This is a genomic window from Mesorhizobium sp. M0626, from assembly GCF_040320665.1.
Taxonomy (GTDB): domain Bacteria; phylum Pseudomonadota; class Alphaproteobacteria; order Rhizobiales; family Rhizobiaceae; genus Mesorhizobium.
This window is the reverse complement of the sequence record NZ_JAMYQD010000022.1, coordinates 13,600-28,735: the sequence shown is the minus strand read 5'-3', so window position 1 is coordinate 28,735 and position 15,136 is coordinate 13,600. Positions and strand designations below refer to the sequence as shown.

21 protein-coding genes, 2 pseudogenes and 1 riboswitch are annotated in these 15,136 nt (G+C 64.0%); of the genes and pseudogenes, 7 read left to right on the top strand and 16 right to left on the bottom strand.

All coding sequences use genetic code 11. The features are described from left to right. Nucleotides 1-253: 253 nt before the first annotated feature. Nucleotides 254-861: pseudogene (locus NKI37_RS26025) on the bottom strand (YkoF family thiamine/hydroxymethylpyrimidine-binding protein). Next, a riboswitch (TPP riboswitch) is annotated at nt 852-964 on the bottom strand. Its footprint overlaps the pseudogene before it by 10 nt. 210 nt (nt 965-1,174) lie before the next feature. Here NKI37_RS26025 and NKI37_RS26020 point away from each other — a divergent pair. Further along, nucleotides 1,175-1,564, top strand: a pseudogene (locus NKI37_RS26020) (GSU2403 family nucleotidyltransferase fold protein); the annotation flags it as partial. A 265-nt stretch (nt 1,565-1,829) separates the two neighbouring features. Further along, nucleotides 1,830-2,081, top strand: coding sequence for a hypothetical protein (locus NKI37_RS26015; protein WP_023684826.1), 252 nt, complete (start codon nt 1,830-1,832; stop codon nt 2,079-2,081). Between the two features lie 157 nt (nt 2,082-2,238). Here the strand turns inward: NKI37_RS26015 and NKI37_RS26010 are convergent, their stop codons facing one another. The 4 genes from NKI37_RS26010 to NKI37_RS25995 all read right to left on the bottom strand — a co-directional run bounded on the left by NKI37_RS26010 (nt 2,239) and on the right by NKI37_RS25995 (nt 3,858). Continuing rightward, the gene (locus NKI37_RS26010) at nt 2,239-2,478 is read right to left on the bottom strand and encodes a DUF2934 domain-containing protein (protein WP_023684825.1); all 240 of its coding nucleotides are present in this window, start codon (nt 2,476-2,478) and stop codon (nt 2,239-2,241) included. Nucleotides 2,479-2,570: 92 nt separating this feature from the next. Next, nucleotides 2,571-2,786: a hypothetical protein gene (locus NKI37_RS26005; protein ID WP_023670360.1), complete on the bottom strand. Its 216-nt coding sequence runs from the start codon at nt 2,784-2,786 to the stop codon at nt 2,571-2,573. 97 nt (nt 2,787-2,883) lie between these two features. Beyond that, on the bottom strand, nt 2,884-3,213 hold the full coding sequence (locus NKI37_RS26000; protein ID WP_023670359.1) for a DUF1236 domain-containing protein: 330 nt from the start codon (nt 3,211-3,213) through the stop codon (nt 2,884-2,886). A 342-nt stretch (nt 3,214-3,555) separates the two neighbouring features. Next, nucleotides 3,556-3,858: a hypothetical protein gene (locus tag NKI37_RS25995; protein WP_352788711.1), complete on the bottom strand. Its 303-nt coding sequence runs from the start codon at nt 3,856-3,858 to the stop codon at nt 3,556-3,558. Nucleotides 3,859-4,019: 161 nt separating this feature from the next. Between NKI37_RS25995 and NKI37_RS25990 the strand changes: the two genes are divergently transcribed. Next, nucleotides 4,020-4,349 carry a hypothetical protein gene (locus NKI37_RS25990; protein WP_352788714.1) on the top strand — a complete coding sequence of 110 codons (330 nt, stop codon included), beginning with the start codon at nt 4,020-4,022 and terminating at the stop codon, nt 4,347-4,349. Nucleotides 4,350-4,489: 140 nt separating this feature from the next. Next, on the top strand, nt 4,490-4,720 hold the full coding sequence (locus tag NKI37_RS25985) for a hypothetical protein (RefSeq protein WP_023702926.1): 231 nt from the start codon (nt 4,490-4,492) through the stop codon (nt 4,718-4,720). Between the two features lie 20 nt (nt 4,721-4,740). On the opposite strand, the gene NKI37_RS25980 is transcribed toward NKI37_RS25985, so the two are convergent. From NKI37_RS25980 to NKI37_RS25970, 3 genes are all read right to left on the bottom strand, one after another. Continuing rightward, nucleotides 4,741-4,962, bottom strand: a complete 222-nt coding sequence (locus NKI37_RS25980; protein ID WP_023670355.1) for a hypothetical protein — start codon at nt 4,960-4,962, stop codon at nt 4,741-4,743. A 266-nt stretch (nt 4,963-5,228) separates the two neighbouring features. Next, complete coding sequence (locus tag NKI37_RS25975) at nt 5,229-5,636, bottom strand: heme-copper oxidase family protein (RefSeq protein ID WP_023693868.1); 408 nt, start codon at nt 5,634-5,636, stop codon at nt 5,229-5,231. Nucleotides 5,637-5,790: 154 nt separating this feature from the next. Beyond that, the gene (locus NKI37_RS25970; RefSeq protein WP_023689015.1) at nt 5,791-6,027 is read right to left on the bottom strand and encodes a hypothetical protein; all 237 of its coding nucleotides are present in this window, start codon (nt 6,025-6,027) and stop codon (nt 5,791-5,793) included. A 233-nt stretch (nt 6,028-6,260) separates the two neighbouring features. Here NKI37_RS25970 and dinB point away from each other — a divergent pair, with 233 nt between their 5' ends. The 3 genes from dinB (at nt 6,261) to NKI37_RS25955 (ending at nt 8,043) form a co-directional block, all read left to right on the top strand. Further along, the gene (gene dinB / locus NKI37_RS25965) at nt 6,261-7,502 is read left to right on the top strand and encodes a DNA polymerase IV (protein WP_023742373.1); all 1,242 of its coding nucleotides are present in this window, start codon (nt 6,261-6,263) and stop codon (nt 7,500-7,502) included. A 285-nt stretch (nt 7,503-7,787) separates the two neighbouring features. After that, a complete protein-coding gene (locus tag NKI37_RS25960; RefSeq protein ID WP_023670351.1) occupies nt 7,788-7,886 on the top strand; it encodes a hypothetical protein in 99 nt (32 codons plus the stop codon). 58 nt (nt 7,887-7,944) lie between these two features. Then, nucleotides 7,945-8,043: a hypothetical protein gene (locus NKI37_RS25955; RefSeq protein ID WP_023670350.1), complete on the top strand. Its 99-nt coding sequence runs from the start codon at nt 7,945-7,947 to the stop codon at nt 8,041-8,043. A gap of 191 nt (nt 8,044-8,234) precedes the next feature. Here the strand turns inward: NKI37_RS25955 and NKI37_RS25950 are convergent, their stop codons facing one another. The 8 genes from NKI37_RS25950 to minC form a co-directional block, all read right to left on the bottom strand. Then, entirely contained in the window at nt 8,235-9,437 is a 1,203-nt protein-coding gene (locus NKI37_RS25950; protein ID WP_352788719.1) for a hypothetical protein, read from the bottom strand. Between the two features lie 110 nt (nt 9,438-9,547). Further along, complete coding sequence (locus tag NKI37_RS25945) at nt 9,548-10,429, bottom strand: EamA family transporter (RefSeq protein ID WP_023735468.1); 882 nt, start codon at nt 10,427-10,429, stop codon at nt 9,548-9,550. A 598-nt stretch (nt 10,430-11,027) separates the two neighbouring features. Then, complete coding sequence (locus tag NKI37_RS25940) at nt 11,028-11,609, bottom strand: dihydrofolate reductase family protein (RefSeq protein ID WP_023735469.1); 582 nt, start codon at nt 11,607-11,609, stop codon at nt 11,028-11,030. Nucleotides 11,610-11,774: 165 nt separating this feature from the next. After that, nucleotides 11,775-12,311: an SRPBCC family protein gene (locus NKI37_RS25935; protein ID WP_023695516.1), complete on the bottom strand. Its 537-nt coding sequence runs from the start codon at nt 12,309-12,311 to the stop codon at nt 11,775-11,777. Next, nucleotides 12,308-12,739 carry an ArsR/SmtB family transcription factor gene (locus NKI37_RS25930; RefSeq protein ID WP_023693878.1) on the bottom strand — a complete coding sequence of 144 codons (432 nt, stop codon included), beginning with the start codon at nt 12,737-12,739 and terminating at the stop codon, nt 12,308-12,310. The genes NKI37_RS25935 and NKI37_RS25930 overlap by 4 nt, the downstream gene beginning before the upstream one ends. A 337-nt stretch (nt 12,740-13,076) precedes the next feature. After that, nucleotides 13,077-13,349, bottom strand: a complete 273-nt coding sequence (gene minE, locus NKI37_RS25925) for a cell division topological specificity factor MinE (RefSeq protein WP_023684809.1) — start codon at nt 13,347-13,349, stop codon at nt 13,077-13,079. Then, nucleotides 13,346-14,161, bottom strand: a complete 816-nt coding sequence (gene minD, locus NKI37_RS25920; RefSeq protein ID WP_023670342.1) for a septum site-determining protein MinD — start codon at nt 14,159-14,161, stop codon at nt 13,346-13,348. The genes minE and minD overlap by 4 nt, the downstream gene beginning before the upstream one ends. Nucleotides 14,162-14,210: 49 nt before the next feature. Then, complete coding sequence (minC, locus tag NKI37_RS25915) at nt 14,211-15,041, bottom strand: septum site-determining protein MinC (protein ID WP_023695517.1); 831 nt, start codon at nt 15,039-15,041, stop codon at nt 14,211-14,213. Between the last annotated feature and the right edge of the window lie 95 nt (nt 15,042-15,136).

Genomic DNA, 15,136 nt, shown 5'->3' with positions numbered 1-15,136 from the left:
GGGGTCGTCTCGCATAGAGCGCCCACGCCTTGCCGATGCGAAAAGGACGTCGGCGCTCCACGCGCTGGGACCCCCTCTGGCCTGCCGGCCATCTCCTGCTCGAGGGGGGAGATTCGTGGGCATCGCGGTCTTCGCCAATCGCCAATGGCTCCCCTCCTCTTTGTGCTGAGGGGTCAGAGGCATCTCCTCCACGCAATGGGTCAGATAAACCAGCCACGGCAATATCCTCAAGGAACGACGCTTGAGCCGCGGCTCAGACGGCGCTCGGGCTGTTCGCCGAGATCGTGATGTCGAGGGTGACGTGGCCGGCGCCGGGGCCGAAGCGGCAGAAGGCCTCGTTGAGCGTGGCAAACACCGCACCGGCATCGCCACGCAATTTGGTGCAGAAGTTCTTTGAGCGCTCAAAGACGCCGGACTGTTTCAGGAAATCGATGCAGCCGTAGATCTCGTCCATATGGTCGCCCGTGCCCATAACGTAGAGCGAGAACTGCGCCGCCACCGGCTGGCCGGTCGACGGCGTGGCCTGGACAGCGCGGATCGCGGCGATCTTGCGCTCGTCCAGCGGAATGGCGGGGCCGCCGGTCTCGTCGGAGCGGCAGATCGGATCGTCGGGCTCGCCCGGACAGCCGCGCGAGACCGCCGCCGAAAGCACGCAGTGCTTGCCGCTTTTGGCCGCCGCGACGAACAGGTCGCGCATGGCGGGAAACAGCACCTCGGGCGGCCCGACCATAAGGGTCGAGATGTCATCGGTTTCGATCCGCAGCCGGTCGCGCCAGGGATCGAGCGCGCCGAGCGTCCGAGGATGACGCCGACGAAATCGTCGGTCATGGGATAAAGGGAAATCTGTGCGCCTGAAAACATCGCCCGCCTCGCTCCGCTGGTATTATCCAGATCAGCTTTAGGGTCCGAAGGCTTGCCGCCCTCATCTCAGCCCCGACGATACGGAGCACCCCTGTGGATGGGCGGGTTAAAGCACCGTTCGCGGCATTGGGGAAGCCGTTTGTTGAGGCACTGCGGGAAAGTGTTTTGGGCCAGACGTGCCGGGCGCCCGGGCGTTAACAGACGACTCGTCAGTTCGTTGCGTTATAACGTTTCCACGAACTTCTTATAACTGCGTTGAAATTCAAGCTGATAAACGTAATTATAAGAAAACGGCAGAGACTCCGCGCAGCCCTTACGGTTTCTGGATTTCCTTATCCGCGACCCCATCCGGACTGTGCTCCTGCATCGCTCGGGCTTGCCTGTGCTGGTCCCCTCGCCCCAGCGCTACGCCATCCACAAGCTGATCGTCGCCTCGCGACGCGGGCCGAGCGCTGGCGCCAAGCGGGAGAAGGATCTCCATCAAGCGCGCCTGCTGACCCAAGCGCTCGAAGCCACGCGTCGCCAGGACGACCTTGCCTTCGCCTTCATGGAAGCGTGGGACAAGGGCGAAAACTGGCGCGAGACGATCCGGGGCGGCTTGAACCTGTTCGACGCCGCCACGAGGGAAAACAGTCACACCATCCTGGGGAAATCCCTCCGCGAAATTGGTGCGACTCCTGAAGGATTCACGATGCGGGATTAGCTGAAGCGACCGCTGCTATATTCATTTCCATCGTCCCAACCGTACGAAATTGGCTTGACGCTTATTCGTACATAAAGTACGATATCTCTTTTCGCAGAGAGGAATGTCCTTGAGCACAGCGAACCATGTTGCCTTCGCCGATCTCTCTCGGCCTTTGCTGTCACCCCCGTCGTTGCCGCCGCCTTTGTTGCCGCCGCCTTTATTGCCGCCTCCTTTGTTGCCCTTGTCATTCGATCAGTGCCAACGCCTCGCCGGGGCTTGGCGAATGGCCAGCCAGGACATCGCCGACGACATCCGCTTCATCCGCCAATATCTGAAAGTCGTTGCCGAGAAGGACGAGAGGCTGTCGACCGGCACCCTTGTTCACAGCCGCGCCTATGTCGAGGCCTGCGCCGGCTGGCTGCCACAGACCGTGACGCGCTATCTGCGCCACCTACGCCAGATCACCGAATGCGAACTGGCCATGACAGCTGCCGGTATTCGCTTTGCGCTGTCGAGTTATGCCTGGGAGGCATGAGGGCGCCTGTCGCCAAACACAAGGAATTGCGCTGCCCATCGCAGGCGCAATTCGCCAGGTTGAGAGCTCGGGTGCGCTGAACGGCGGGCGCCAAGGATGGCCCGGCCAGCGAATTCCGGCCTTGCTTTATTTCGACTGGCCTTATTTCGACTTGGCCTTATTTCGATTTGGCTTTGCCGGACTTTGCGGCGGCAGGCTTCGCTGCCTTTGGCTTGGCGGCTGCCTTGGCGGGCTTGGCGTCAGCTTTCTTCGCCGCCTTTTTGGGCTTGGCGACCGCGCCATCGACTTCAGCCGTGGCCTGCTCCCAGTGTTCCTGATGCGCGCCTTCAGGCCGGCCGGCCTTTTCCCAGATCTCGTGCGCGCGCTGGCGAATGCGGTCCTGTTTGTCGTCCGTCACTTAAGCCTCCGTGGTTGGGTCCGGTCGGTTGGTCCAGATTCCACGAAAACATTAGCCGAAAATTCGGCCGGCGTCTTGAGTGACGAGACATCTCAGCGCGGGTCGGAAATCACCGCAACGCCGAGCAGCGCCGCTTTCTTGACGATCAGCCCCGCGAGGTCGGCATCCGAACGATCGGTGCCGGTGCGCTCCCGCAGGAGCGCGATCGCTTCCTTCATCGATAACAGCGCCGTGTTGCGCTCGGCCAGCAACTTGTCGCAACACGCCGCAACATTGGCGGAGTTCGGGGTCTCGACATGCGGCAACATGGCAATTCTCCTTTCATCATGTTCGTCATTCGGCCCTGCCGCCCTTTGGGAAGAACGACAGGGCCGTATCACCGATGAATGGTTAGGTTGTCGAGCGTTACTCGACCACCTCGACAATCCTGCGCGTGCTGGGGTCGACCAACACGGTATGGTTGTCGACGACGGCGTATCTGTACTGAACGTCGGGAACCTCCTGCAGCTCGACAGTGTCAGGCAAGGCAGTGCCGACATTCAATTCGACGCCGAGCAGATTGACCGAGGCAAGCGGATGTTTCTTTACGTACTGGTGCACGACCGTGCGCTGTTCCGGGGTGATGATCACCTGCTGCTGTGCCGGCTGCGTGACGATGACCTCGTCGGCGGCGGCAATGCCGATACCAGCGATCATGGCGAGCCCGGCGACGGCGGGAATAAGGATGGTTTTCATCTTCGTCTCCTGTCGTTGTTGGCGAGCTCCGCCGTGTTCCCGCATGAGGCGAAAACAGCGCAGATCGAGGTGGCGGGCTCCTGGAGGCAAACGCAGCCGGTACGGTCTTGTTCCGCAAGCGGAGACTAAATTGATCGGCTTCCCGGTCATGCCAGCAGAACCCGCACCCGCAAGATTCGCATTGAAGCACAATCCCTCAGGAGACCTTCGACGTGGATGATGCACGGCTCCAAATTCCGGTGGCGATCGCGGCCGGCGCCTGCATTGATCCGGTGACCGCGTCGCCCGGCCAAGACCGGAACCGACCGCCTTCGTGCCACGCCGTGAAGTTTCAAGCAAAGGTCATTGCTTCGGCGGCTGCGCAGGCACCTCGCCAGGCTTGATCACCGGCGTCTTGCCCTGGTCCGGCGGCGGCTGCGTCATACCCTGGTCACCGCTGGGCGGCGGCTGCAGCACGCCGCCGCAGGGACCGAGCGTGCTGGTCGATTCGCCACCGCCATTGGCGACCGGCGGCTTCTGAGCATCGTCCTGAGGCTGCGCCTGGCAAGGCGCGGCACGGCCGTGCTGGTCGCCATTGTCCTGCGCAGCCGCCGGGTCGGCCAGCGCCAGGAGCAGCACGCATGGGATGAGGGGGAAAGTCTTCATGGTCCAGCTCCTCTGGATTCATCTCCTTGGCAAAGCAGACTAGTCCTTGGCAAAGCAGACTGGCGGCAATTGGTTCCACGGAGATGGAGTGGTTGCCGGAACCTGACAGCCGGGAAGTGAGTTCCACCTTCTCGACGCAAAGCCGCCCGGAGGAGGCAATCATGGAAGAACGAAACAGAAAACCCAATGACGAGGTCGAGGCGCCACCGAGCAAAAACGATGCCCGCGACAGGATCGCCAATGACGAGGTGGAAGCGCCGACGCCGCGCCGGCAGGATTGGGATGCGCTGCGTGGCGCAACGGTCCTGCCCGACGGAGCAGATCAGGAAAGCCTGCCGGACACCACCGGTGTCGAGAAGGAAGGCGAATTGCCCGAGGAGGATGACGACAACCCCTACCAGGACAGTGACGATGCCTTGCCCGACGACGCCGAGGAAGCCGCCATTGGTCACGACCTGGCGAGGCGCGGCGGCCGGTTCGACGAGGTGTAAGGGCAGCGACCGCGGACTTTCGAGAGTTTCCCGGGACGTCCACGCCGTCACCAGTTGGACCAAGGATGAGCTGAAGGCGATGCCGGAGCATCGCGATATTTCGAAGGATCCGGCTGGCCGGATCCTTCGTTTAAGGCGCCTTGGCGGTTTGGCTTAGCCCTTGTGGTCAAGGGCTGGACGGCGACAATCTCGGCACCTTCGACAGCCGAGAAGCAGCCGAGAAGCACGAACGCGAAGCCCAATATTTCAAGCGCCGTCGAGGCCGCTCGCCTGAAATCTTCAAAGTGCGCAAGAAATCCCCGCCGCGGGCGGTGCAGACACGCTCCGGCATCGCGGCGCTGCGAACCGGGCCATCGACCGCCGGCACTTGAGTGCCGACGGGCTCTGACCTTCAATTCGACCCGGGATCGCCGAGCGCCTCGGTGACGAAGGACGCCGCGATCAGGTCGTCGGCGTCGAGGCGTAGGGAGCCTTCGACACCTCCCATGATGGCTGCGACCTTCTGGAAGGTCTGCATCTCGTGTTCAGTAACGCTGGCGTCTCGCATCCTGGCTTTCAGATCGGCGATGCGTCGGCCCAGTGAGGCCGACGTTCCGATTTCTCTGTTCGACATGGTGGCCTGCTCCTCCCCCAACCCATGCTGTGGACGTACTCAAGGCTGCCTATATATAAGGCAGCGCGAATACAGTCGCCGCAACGCGCGATATCTGGGAAGGTTCCGGCGCCAAATAGTCACGAAATAATACGTGGTGGGACTCGGGTATGTTAAGCGCCGACGCGGCGATAGACACCGCAGCCAGCGGCTGCGGCCATCGGCCTGGCCAACCCGTGTCGCGGGTCGCGAATGCGGGTCGGACTTTGATCGCCGCGCGCGAACAGTCAGCGAGAGGCCGGAACCACGCCGGACACCGAGCGCGCCGTTTCGGGCGAAAACACCACGAAAGCAAAAACCAGAACGGCAGCGGCGATAATGAGCGAGCCGCCGGCGACGATCGGTTCAAGCGCCGGGTTTCCCTGCAGCATCACATACAGCGCCGGCAGCATGATCACCAAGCCGAGAGTGTAGAGCCCGTAGTGGATCATGGCGACGCGACGCGCCGCCTTTTGCGGATTGAGCGCGTAGTAGCCGCCGAAGATGGCGCTCGTCACCCAACCGAGCAGATTGATATGCGCGTGCGCCGGAAAAGCGGCGTGGTCGCCCGAGATCGCCATCTGCAGGCCGGCCGCAATCCCCAACATCAGGAACAAGATGGCAGTTTTGAAAAAGAGTTCCGAAACCCTCGGCATGTCATTTCTCCCCCTATGCGGTCTGCGACCGCTTGCGTCCTGGAGAATACACCCACGCGCAGAAATTTTCCACGCCCCGCTTATGGGGCCATGCCTGCACAGCTTTTTGCACGCTGTTCGACTTTTTCTGGCTGCCACAACCCGGCGCCGCCCGCTACGGCGTCAGCAAGATGTCGGCGCCCGCTCGCTCATCGAACACCACCGCGCAGCCGCGCCCCAGCGCCACTGCCGACAGCGCGTTGGCCACCGTCTCGTCCGGCGATACGAAATCACCGGTCAGCACTCGCAACTCCTCTACCGCCCTGGCCATTGACACGCAGTGCCCGGCAACGCGATCGCTCGTGCAGGCGTCAACGACGCTGACGAGGTCGATCATCTCGAACTGGCCCATACCGGCCTCCACAAAAACAGCGTCCCGTCGCGGATATGAACGCTGAGGCGAGAGACAATGTTCCGCAGGTCCGATGCCCAGGCGGAGCACTCGACAGCCCGATCTGGAACGGACCGGCCGGCGACAACCGCTTCGCTTGACAATAGGCCCTGTTTGTTCACTATTTGTTCGGCAAAAACGCCTCTCACAACAGACGCGGCTAATGCTGCAACGCCGCAAAGGGAACGGTCGGGATGGAGCCCACCATCCTGCATGCGGATCTCGACGCCTTCTACGCCTCGGTCGAGCAGTTGCTCGACCCGGCGCTCAGGGGCAAGCCGATCGCCGTCGGCGGCGGCGTCGTGCTTGCCGCCTCCTACGAAGCCAGGGTTTTCGGCGTGCGCGGCGGCATGCCCGGACGACGCGCGCGCGAGCTTTGCCCCGGACTGATTTTCGTCGGCGGCCATTTCGCCGACTATCAGCGGCTGGGCGACGCCGCCATCAAGGTGCTCGACGATTTCACGCCGCTGGTCGAGCGGATTTCCATCGATGAAGCCTTTGCCGACGTCGCCGGCTGCACGCATCTGTTCGGGCCGCCGGCCGAGATCGCCGCCACGGTGCGTCGGCGCGTCCGGGCAGAGCTCGGCCTGCCGATCTCGATCGGCGTGGCGCGCACCAAGCATCTGGCCAAGATCGCCTCGCAGGTGGCCAAGCCCGACGGGCTGGTGGTGGTCGATCCGGACACCGAACTTGCCTTCCTGCATGATCTGCCGGTCGGGCTGATGTGGGGCGTCGGCCCGGCGACCAGAGCGCGGCTGGCCGAGATCGGCATCGAGACCATCGGCCAGTTGGCAAAGACGCATGGTGGGGCGCTGCGAAGATTGCTCGGGCCCGCCGCCGGCGAAAAGCTGTCGTCGCTGGCATGGAACCGCGACCCGCGAAAGCTCGAAACCCACAGGCGGTCGCATTCCGCCGGCGCGCAGTCGGCGCTTGGCAGACGGCCGGCCGAGGCGCGTATCTTCGGACCCGTCCTGCTGCATCTGGCAGACCGGGTCGCCAGCCGGCTCAGGGCGAAATCACGGCCCGGGCGCACGGTGACGGTGCGCGTGCGTTTCGCCGATCTGCACGCTGTCACACGCTCGCTGACGCTCGAGCAGCCGATTTCGGCAACCGCGATGCTGGCCGAAATCGCCGGGGAGCTGGTGCGCGGCGTGCTGGCCGCCAACCCTCGGGAGAAGACCATCTCGCTGCTGGCGATCTCGGTGTCGCAGCTGGAAGAAAGTGTCGAGCTACAGTTGGAGCTGCCGCTCGGGCTTGCCGACGAAAAGCAACGGCCCGGCAGCAGGCAAGGCCTGGCGCGCTTTGGCGCCGACCGCGCCATCGACAAGATCCGCCAGCGCTTTGGCAGAGAGGCTGTCGGCTATGGCGCCGTGGCGCTGGAAGCCCGGCGCTCGGTTCCCGACGCCTTCCGCGAACTGGCGGAGAAGGAACTGTGAGTGCGGCGCGACGGCAAGGCCAATGTTTAGGCTGGACCCCTCCGCGCTGCATTGCCGCTCTGTTTGAGCAGGCCGACCAACCAGGCCAGACCCGCCGCAGTTTCGGACATTTTTCGCACCGCAACCCGGCCACGCCATGCACGCCCAAGAACAACGCTTTGTCGATGAAGGTGGACTTGCAGTTAGCGCATCGGCGCCAAGAAAAACCGGGATGGGACAGCGAGGCCGCGAAGGTTGACAGTGCCGATCCGTCTGGCATTATCGCCTAAGCTTGGAGGATTCACTATGAAGAAAACCTATTCGAAGCCTGTTCTGGTCAAAAAAGGCAAGCTTTCGCAGGTTACGGCGCTCGCCAATGGAGCGGGTTCCGGCCCGATCGAGTGAGGTCGTTGAGTCCGACTGTCGCCTGATCTGGCGGCTCGCCTGACACTGGAGATGCGGCATGAAGAAGACCTATTCGAAGCCGGTGCTGGTCAAGAAGGGCAAGCTCTCGCAGGTTACAGCCGATAATGGTAACGGCTCCGGGCCGGTCACCATCTGACAGCCGATCATCCGGACGCCTCGTGCCGTCTGGCCGGGAACAGGGCTTTGGGTGCCCGACGTGGAGAGTGGAAATGAAGAAAACCTATCTGAAACCGGTGCTGGTCAAAAAAGGCAAGCTCTCGCAGGTCACCGCGAACGGTGCTTCCAATCCGCGATAAACCCTTTCACCCCGATTGATCGCGACACGCTTCAGCGCACAACCACCAGATCGTCGAGCACGAGCTGCCAATAGTGGCTCGTTGAAAAACGCACGCGCGTCACCGCCGCCAGCATCGGCGCATAGTGGACGGGCGCCAGTGCCGACAGGACGATCGTGTCGCTGGCGATCAGCCGGTCGCCAAGCCAGCTCTCGACCAGTGCGGTTTCGCCTTCGGACTTCAACCATGCCGCTGTCAGCATCACGGAATGGAACCCGAACGGTTTGTCGCTCGAGAATTCGGCCGGGTGTCCGCTGCTCGTATAGCAGACATGGTCTCCCGAGATATTGCCGTTGACGTAGCCTTCGCTGCCTTCAGTATGATCGCACGCCAGTGCGTTCAGGTTGAACCAAGTCAACCCGGCATAACCGGACGGCACCTTGCGCAGGCCGCGCGTCGTGACATCGTCGAAACCGATGGCCTGCAAGGACGCGGCGCTGTCGACTGCCGCATTCTCGGGCGACAGCAGGCCGAGCTCGGTCGGGTAGGCCGACAAGGCCAGTCGTCGTTCCATGCCATCGCCGGTGACTTCGATCGCGTCGGCGTCATCGGGCAGATCGAGACGGAAGCCAGCCCCAGCACTTAGCGGATGCACCGCCACCTCTTGCCCTTTCGCCATCACCGAGATGCTCGCCGAAGCACCGTCCGCTACGCGGCCGCTGAGCCGGCGTATCGCAAACAGGCCGACCGGCTGCAGCATTGCTTCCGAGACCAGCCCGGTGGGCGAGCCCGGCAGCGGCCGGAGGTGCTGCGACTGGACCTCGTTGGCGCTGCTCGAGCGCCAGCCGGGCGGCACAGACACGCTGAAGCGGTAGCTGCCCGGCACATGGATGGGCGCGGCGCGACGTTTCGTCGACGCCAGGAAATTGGCAAAGCCGCCGCGATTGCTCCGCGCCGCGGCGACGAAGCGGCCGTGGCCATCATGCAGTCTGACCATGATGCCGGCCATCGGGCGGTCGCCGAGCCCGTAGCGGCCGTCGCGATCGGCATCGAAATAGACAAAGGACGAATGATTGAGCTTGCCGTGGTTGCCCGACCAGTCGCGGCGCACGGCGTAGTCGTTGGCCGGATCTTCACGAAGCCGGGCTCTGCGACGAGACCGCGCCAGCCGCCAGGCCAAAGCCGCAACGACAGCGGCGAGCCCGACAAGGAGTATTGCCTTGATCACGGACGGCTCAAGCAATGCTGTCGGCATCTGGATCTCCTGCGCATGCATCGATCATATATCGATGCTGCAGGCGCTTGAGCAACCGGACACGGGACCGGCGGACCACGGCATCGGCGTCACATACCCATTTCAGGCACCTATTCCGGCGACGGCACCGGCGGCCTGGTGGTCAGCGCGGCTCCGAAGGCGGCGACGACCACGGCGGCGATGCCCGCGCATTGCAACGGGCTCAGGATCTCGTGCAGGAACAGGAAGCCGGCCAGCGCGCCCAGCGCCGGCTCCAGACAAGTCAGCGTGCCGTAGAGCCTGGCCGGCATCCGGGTCAGCGCCACCATCTCCAGCCAGAACGGCAAGGCGCTGGAGAACAGCCCGACCAGCAGCGCGCTGACCAGGATCGCGGGTGCGATCAGGCCGGTACCCGCCTCGGCGAGGCCGAACGGCAGGGCGACGGCAGCGGCTATGACCAGCCCGTAAGCCGTGGTCTGGCTGCCGAGCTCGGCGCCCGCCTTTTGCGCAAAGACGATGTAGAGCGCCCAGCAGCAGCCGGCTGCCAGCGCCAGCATCACGCCGAGCGGGTCGAGTGCACTGCCGGAGTGGATGAAGGGCGACAACAGCAATATGCCGGAAACGGCCAGGACCACCCAGACGAAGTCGGTGGCGCGCCGCGACGACAGCGTCGCCACAAGCAGCGGGCCGGAGAATTCGAGCGCCACCGCGACGCCGAGCGGGATTCTGGCGAGCGCTGCGTAAAACAAAAGGTTCAGCGCCGCGAGGTTGACGCCGTAGGCGATGAGCCAGGGCAGCACGGCGCGCGACGGCCGCACCCGCCACGGCCTCAGCACCGCCGCCAGCATCAGCGCGCCCACGACCAGCCGCAGCGCCGTGGTGCCATTGGCGCCGATCAGCGGAAACAGGCCCTTGGCGAAGGTGGCACCGATCTGGATCGACACCATGGCGCCAAGCAACGCGCCGATCGGCAAGGCCTTCGCTTCAGCTGAGGCAATCGGCGTCGACGTCAATTCCAGTCCCTCCCCGCGCGACCAGCAGGCCGTAGCGCAGGCCGGAGATAGGGATAAAGGGCCTGGCTGTCGTGTGGCACGAGCGGGCTGTTGATAGGGCAAGGGTGGGAGGCGAACGCCGACGCCCTTCCTCTCCCCCGTCGATCGGGGGAGAGGTGTCGAGCAAAGCTCGACGGAGTGGGGTCGACCGTCCATCACATCCGCCCGATTGCCTGCTTGCCGGAGGCGGCGACCGTGGGTTTCATGAGCGCCTTCCCCCACTCCGTCGCCGCTTCGCGGCGCCACCTCTCCCCCCTCCGGAGGGAGAGGAAAATGCCAGCTCGCATAAGCTCGCGCCCTTCCTCTCCCCCGTCGATCGGGGGAGAGGTGTCGAGCGAAGCTCGACGAAGTGGGGGTCGACCGTTCATCCGCCTGATTGCCTGCCTGCAGGCGTTTCGCCTCGCTTCCGTCGCTCCTGTCTTGCGGCGACCGTGGGTTTCATGAGCGCCTTCCCCCACTCCGTCGCGGCTTCGCGGCGCCACCCCTCCCCCCTCCGGAGGGAGAGGAAAATGCCAGCTCGCATAAGCTTGCGCCCTTCCTCGGGGGAGAGGAAAAGAAGCTAGCTCGCCAGCCCATACACCAGGCTCACACGTCCATCCGACAGCGCCTCGGCCTTGCGCAGCTCCAGTCCGTGCCGGGCGTGCACCGTGCCGAACAGCGCCTTGCCGTCGCCGGCGAGCAGCGGGTAGACGATGAGCCGCATTTCATCCACTAGCCCCGCCCCGATCAGGCTGGCGGTGATGCTCGCGCCGCCCATGAGGTAGATGTTCTTGCCGGGCTCGCGCTTCAGCGCGGCGATGTCGTCGAGGCTGCGCAGGAAGCGCGTCGATGCCCAGGCGGCCGAAGTCATGGTGTTCGACAGCACATAGTGCGGTGTCTTGGCGGCAAAGCGCGCCCATTCGAGTTCGGCCGGGTCGACCAGCCTGCCGGTCATTGGCAATGGCTGGTCCGGCTCGTTCTGTTGGATCGCGCTCCAGTAGCGCTCATAGCCGGCATACATGACGCCGCCGAGCAGGCAGGCGTCGATCCCGGGCATCAGGCCGTATTCCTCCGACCAGTTGTCGACCCAGTCGGCGAAGCCTTCGGGGCCTTCCATCTTGCCGTCGATGGAGATCTTCATTCCGGTGATCAATTTACGCATGACTTCCTCCTTCGGGCTTGCGGGATGCAAGCACGTTGCCTGGTTTCACTTCCGATGACGCGCCGCGGTGTCTGGCGAAGGCGCGTGTTTCGCCGGCCCTTGCGCCGGCATCCGGCGCAAGGGATCGATGGTGCCCGGTTGGACCGGGCGATGCGTTAGGTCAGGTCAGGCCGGCAGGCGCCGGTCGTATTCCGCCACGATACGGCTAAAGCTGTCCCAGAACGGTTCGGGCTTCTCGGCCGCCACGCGGGCAACCAGGAGGTCGAGATGCACGTGCCAGCCGGCGGCATGCATCATCAGGCTCGAGCGGTCCGGCAGGCGGCGGTGGACCAGGGTGAGCAGGACGTCGTCGCCGCGCTGCGCCAATTCGAAGGTGACATTGCCGCTGCCGTTCCAGGTGATGGTGAGCTTGCGCGGCGGATCGCACTCGACGATCTGGTTGTGCATCCGCTGCTCGCCGCCACTGAAGCTGGCCGGCCTGTCGCCGGGCGGGTCGGTCAGTTCGTCATTGCGCCAGACCAGCTCGAAGGAAGAGCCTTCCTCCATCTCCATGTCGCCGGCCGCCAGCCATTTGCGGCGCAGATCGCTCTGCGTCAGATATTCCCAGACGCGCTCCCTGGTTCCGGGCAAAAGCCGTTCGACCCTCAACGTGGCCGGCTGGATCAGCTGGGCGTAGCCGTCGAAGCTGTTCATCTGGTTCATCGGTCGTCTCCCTTGGAAGGTGTTGGCCTGGGTGATTCCGGCTTCGATGGTTCTGGATTTGCCGGTGCCGGCGTTGACGGCGTTGTCGACGTTTTGCGCCCCGCCTCCTCGCGCAAAAGCTGTTCGAGGACATCGAGGCGGCTGTTCCAGAAACGCGCGTATTGGCCGAGCCACTGATAGGCGGTGGCCAGCGGGCGGGCCTCGAGGCGGCAGACATGGGTGCGCCCGCGCACTTCGCGCCGGATCAGCCCGGCATGCTCCAGCGCCTTGATGTGCTTGGAGGCGGCGGCCAGCGACATGGCAAAGGGTTGAGCCAACTCGCTCACCGTACGCTCGCCGCCGGCGAGGTGGTTAAGCATGTTCCGGCGCGTGGCGTCGCCGAGGGCGTGAAAAACCTGGTCCATCTGGGGCGCCTCTAATTCAACCATGTAGTTGAATATAGAGGCGAGATTTTAGATAGTCAACTAGTTGGTTGAATGTTTTTTGGGGATTAGCGCAAACGCCCTACCTCCCCCTTGTGGGGAGGTCGGACCGCAGGTCCGGGTGGGGGTGGTTGGCGCAGGCGAGCGCGAGGAGCGCAATCTCCCCCCTCGTGGGGGAGATGTCCGGCAGGACAGAGGGGGGCGCGAAGGATCGCTACATCTCAGCGAATCCAGATCTTCGGCAAAGCCGTTGCTACATGTAATCGACAGGCCGGCGGGACAGCGCCCCCCTCTGGCCTGCCGGCCATCTCCCCCACAAGGGGGGAGATCAGCAGCTTCAATCTCACCCCGCCATCGCCAGCGGCACCGCGCTCTTGTTGGGGATCTGGATGTCGATCTCCAGCGTCGACATGGTCTCGCCGCGGTCCATCGAAACTTGCAGATAATCCTGGTCGATCTGCACATGCTTGGCGATCACCGCCATGATCTCCTCGCGCAGGATGGAGACGAGATCGGGCTGGCTGCGGTTGCGGCGCTCATAGGCGAGAAGCACTTGCAGCCGTTCGCGCGCCACCGGCGCGCTGGTGCGCCGCTTGAAGATGTCGAGCAGGTTCATGCCGCCCTCCTTCCCAAAAGACGATCGAGGAAGCCCTTGCGTTCGAAGGGCACGATGACCGGCAGCTGTTCGCCCTCGAGGCGCTTGGCCGCGTCGATGTAAGCCTTGGCAGCGGCGTTCAGCGGCTCCGACAGCGTCACCGGCGAACCGAGGTTGGAGGCGCGCAGCACATCCTGGCTCTCGGGGATAATGCCGAGCAGCGGCACCGACAGGATCTCCAGCACATCGTCGATCGACAGCATTTCGCCCCGCGCGGCGCGTCCCGCATCATAGCGCGTGACCAGCACATGCTTGGCGATCTGCTCGCCCTCCTCGGCCCGCAAGGTGCGGGAATCGAGCAGGCCGATGATGCGGTCGGAATCGCGCACCGACGACACTTCCGGATTGGTGACGATGACCGCCTCGTCGGCAAAGCGCATGGCGAGCTGCGCGCCGCGCTCGATGCCGGCCGGGCTGTCGCAGAAGACGTAGTCGAACACCGAGCGCAGCTTGCCGATGACCTCGGCGACGCCCTCCTCGGTCAGCGCATCCTTGTCGCGCGTCTGCGAGGCCGGCAGCAGGAACAGCGTCTCGACCCGCTTGTCGCGGATCAGCGCCTGCGACAGCTTTGCCGAGCCCTGGATGACGTTGACGAGGTCGAACACCACGCGGCGTTCGGCGCCCATGATCAAATCGAGGTTGCGCAGGCCGACATCGAAATCCACCAGCGCCACCTTCTTGCCGGTCTTGGCGACCGCCGCCCCCAGAGCCGCGGTAGAGGTCGTCTTGCCGACGCCCCCCTTGCCCGAGGTGACCACCACTACCTTGCCCATCAATAAAGCCTCCGTTGTTGTTCGTTATGTCGTTGTCGGGCGAGACGCATTAGCTGAAAGGGGCGATGCGCAGCATGCCGTTTTCGAGAAATGCCTGCACAGGCTTGCCCCGGACTGACGGGTCCATCTCCTCGGCCGTGCAATACCAGCCATCGACCGAGAGAAGTTCGGCTTCGTTCCTGCGGCAGAAGACACGCGCCGCCGTGTTCCCTTGAGCGCCTGCCGAAGCGCGGCCGCGCAGCGTGCCATAGACGTGGATGGAACCAGTGGCGACGATCTCGGAGCCGGACGCGACGGAGCCCAGCACGATGACATCGCCATGCGGATGGAAGATCAGCTGCCCTGAACGGATCGGCGAGCGGATCATCAGCGTGCCAGCGTCGGGTGCGGCAATTTTGGCGTCTTTCGGCTGTGCCTTGGCATCGCTCGCCGGTTTCAAATCGCCCGCCTTCAAATCGCCGGCCTCTGCCTTGATGTCACCGGCCGCCTTCATGTCGCTTACCGCAGTGTCCTCCTCCGCCCTGCCCGCCTTGCGGCTCGGCTGCAGCAGCCCGTCGGTGGTCGCCTCCTTGGCGCCGACCAGCACCGGCGGCAGATGCGTGCCAAGCTCGGCGCCACCATCGAGTTCCATGGCATAGATGCGGATTCCGCGCTGGCCGAGCAGATCGACCAGCGCTTCGATGGCCACGACATCGGGCTTGAGCACGTTCAGGTCGAGCACCACCGGGCGCCCCGCAAAATATCCCGGCGAATTGCCGACCCAGCGATCGAGGCTCTCCAGCCAAACGTCCAAAGGCGCCTCGGGCGTCAGCGTGAAAGCCACGAAGGAGCGGGCGCGAAAGCGAATGGATTTGGCCTCGAGGGGAGCGGCAAAGGTCACGGCGGGCGATTCCTTACTGAGAGGTAAACGCTAGCGGTGGTATGGTTAATGAAAGGTTAATGGACTGAATAACCGCATGGCAGATCGCAAGAAAT

What these genes read in the sequence shown, in the direction of transcription:
- NKI37_RS26015 (WP_023684826.1), top strand. Translation starts at nt 1,830, where the DNA reads ATGGCCAGCCAGGACATCGCCGACGACATCCGCTTCATCCGCCAATAT.
- NKI37_RS26005 (WP_023670360.1), bottom strand. Translation starts at nt 2,786, where the DNA reads ATGTTGCCGCATGTCGAGACCCCGAACTCCGCCAATGTTGCGGCGTGT.
- NKI37_RS26000 (WP_023670359.1), bottom strand. Translation starts at nt 3,213, where the DNA reads ATGAAAACCATCCTTATTCCCGCCGTCGCCGGGCTCGCCATGATCGCT.
- NKI37_RS25995 (WP_352788711.1), bottom strand. Translation starts at nt 3,858, where the DNA reads ATGAAGACTTTCCCCCTCATCCCATGCGTGCTGCTCCTGGCGCTGGCC.
- NKI37_RS25990 (WP_352788714.1), top strand. Translation starts at nt 4,020, where the DNA reads ATGGAAGAACGAAACAGAAAACCCAATGACGAGGTCGAGGCGCCACCG.
- NKI37_RS25980 (WP_023670355.1), bottom strand. Translation starts at nt 4,962, where the DNA reads ATGTCGAACAGAGAAATCGGAACGTCGGCCTCACTGGGCCGACGCATC.
- NKI37_RS25975 (WP_023693868.1), bottom strand. Translation starts at nt 5,636, where the DNA reads ATGCCGAGGGTTTCGGAACTCTTTTTCAAAACTGCCATCTTGTTCCTG.
- NKI37_RS25970 (WP_023689015.1), bottom strand. Translation starts at nt 6,027, where the DNA reads ATGGGCCAGTTCGAGATGATCGACCTCGTCAGCGTCGTTGACGCCTGC.
- dinB (WP_023742373.1), top strand. Translation starts at nt 6,261, where the DNA reads ATGGAGCCCACCATCCTGCATGCGGATCTCGACGCCTTCTACGCCTCG.
- NKI37_RS25960 (WP_023670351.1), top strand. Translation starts at nt 7,788, where the DNA reads ATGAAGAAAACCTATTCGAAGCCTGTTCTGGTCAAAAAAGGCAAGCTT.
- NKI37_RS25955 (WP_023670350.1), top strand. Translation starts at nt 7,945, where the DNA reads ATGAAGAAGACCTATTCGAAGCCGGTGCTGGTCAAGAAGGGCAAGCTC.
- NKI37_RS25950 (WP_352788719.1), bottom strand. Translation starts at nt 9,437, where the DNA reads ATGCCGACAGCATTGCTTGAGCCGTCCGTGATCAAGGCAATACTCCTT.
- NKI37_RS25940 (WP_023735469.1), bottom strand. Translation starts at nt 11,609, where the DNA reads ATGCGTAAATTGATCACCGGAATGAAGATCTCCATCGACGGCAAGATG.
- NKI37_RS25935 (WP_023695516.1), bottom strand. Translation starts at nt 12,311, where the DNA reads ATGAACCAGATGAACAGCTTCGACGGCTACGCCCAGCTGATCCAGCCG.
- NKI37_RS25930 (WP_023693878.1), bottom strand. Translation starts at nt 12,739, where the DNA reads ATGGTTGAATTAGAGGCGCCCCAGATGGACCAGGTTTTTCACGCCCTC.
- minE (WP_023684809.1), bottom strand. Translation starts at nt 13,349, where the DNA reads ATGAACCTGCTCGACATCTTCAAGCGGCGCACCAGCGCGCCGGTGGCG.
- minD (WP_023670342.1), bottom strand. Translation starts at nt 14,161, where the DNA reads ATGGGCAAGGTAGTGGTGGTCACCTCGGGCAAGGGGGGCGTCGGCAAG.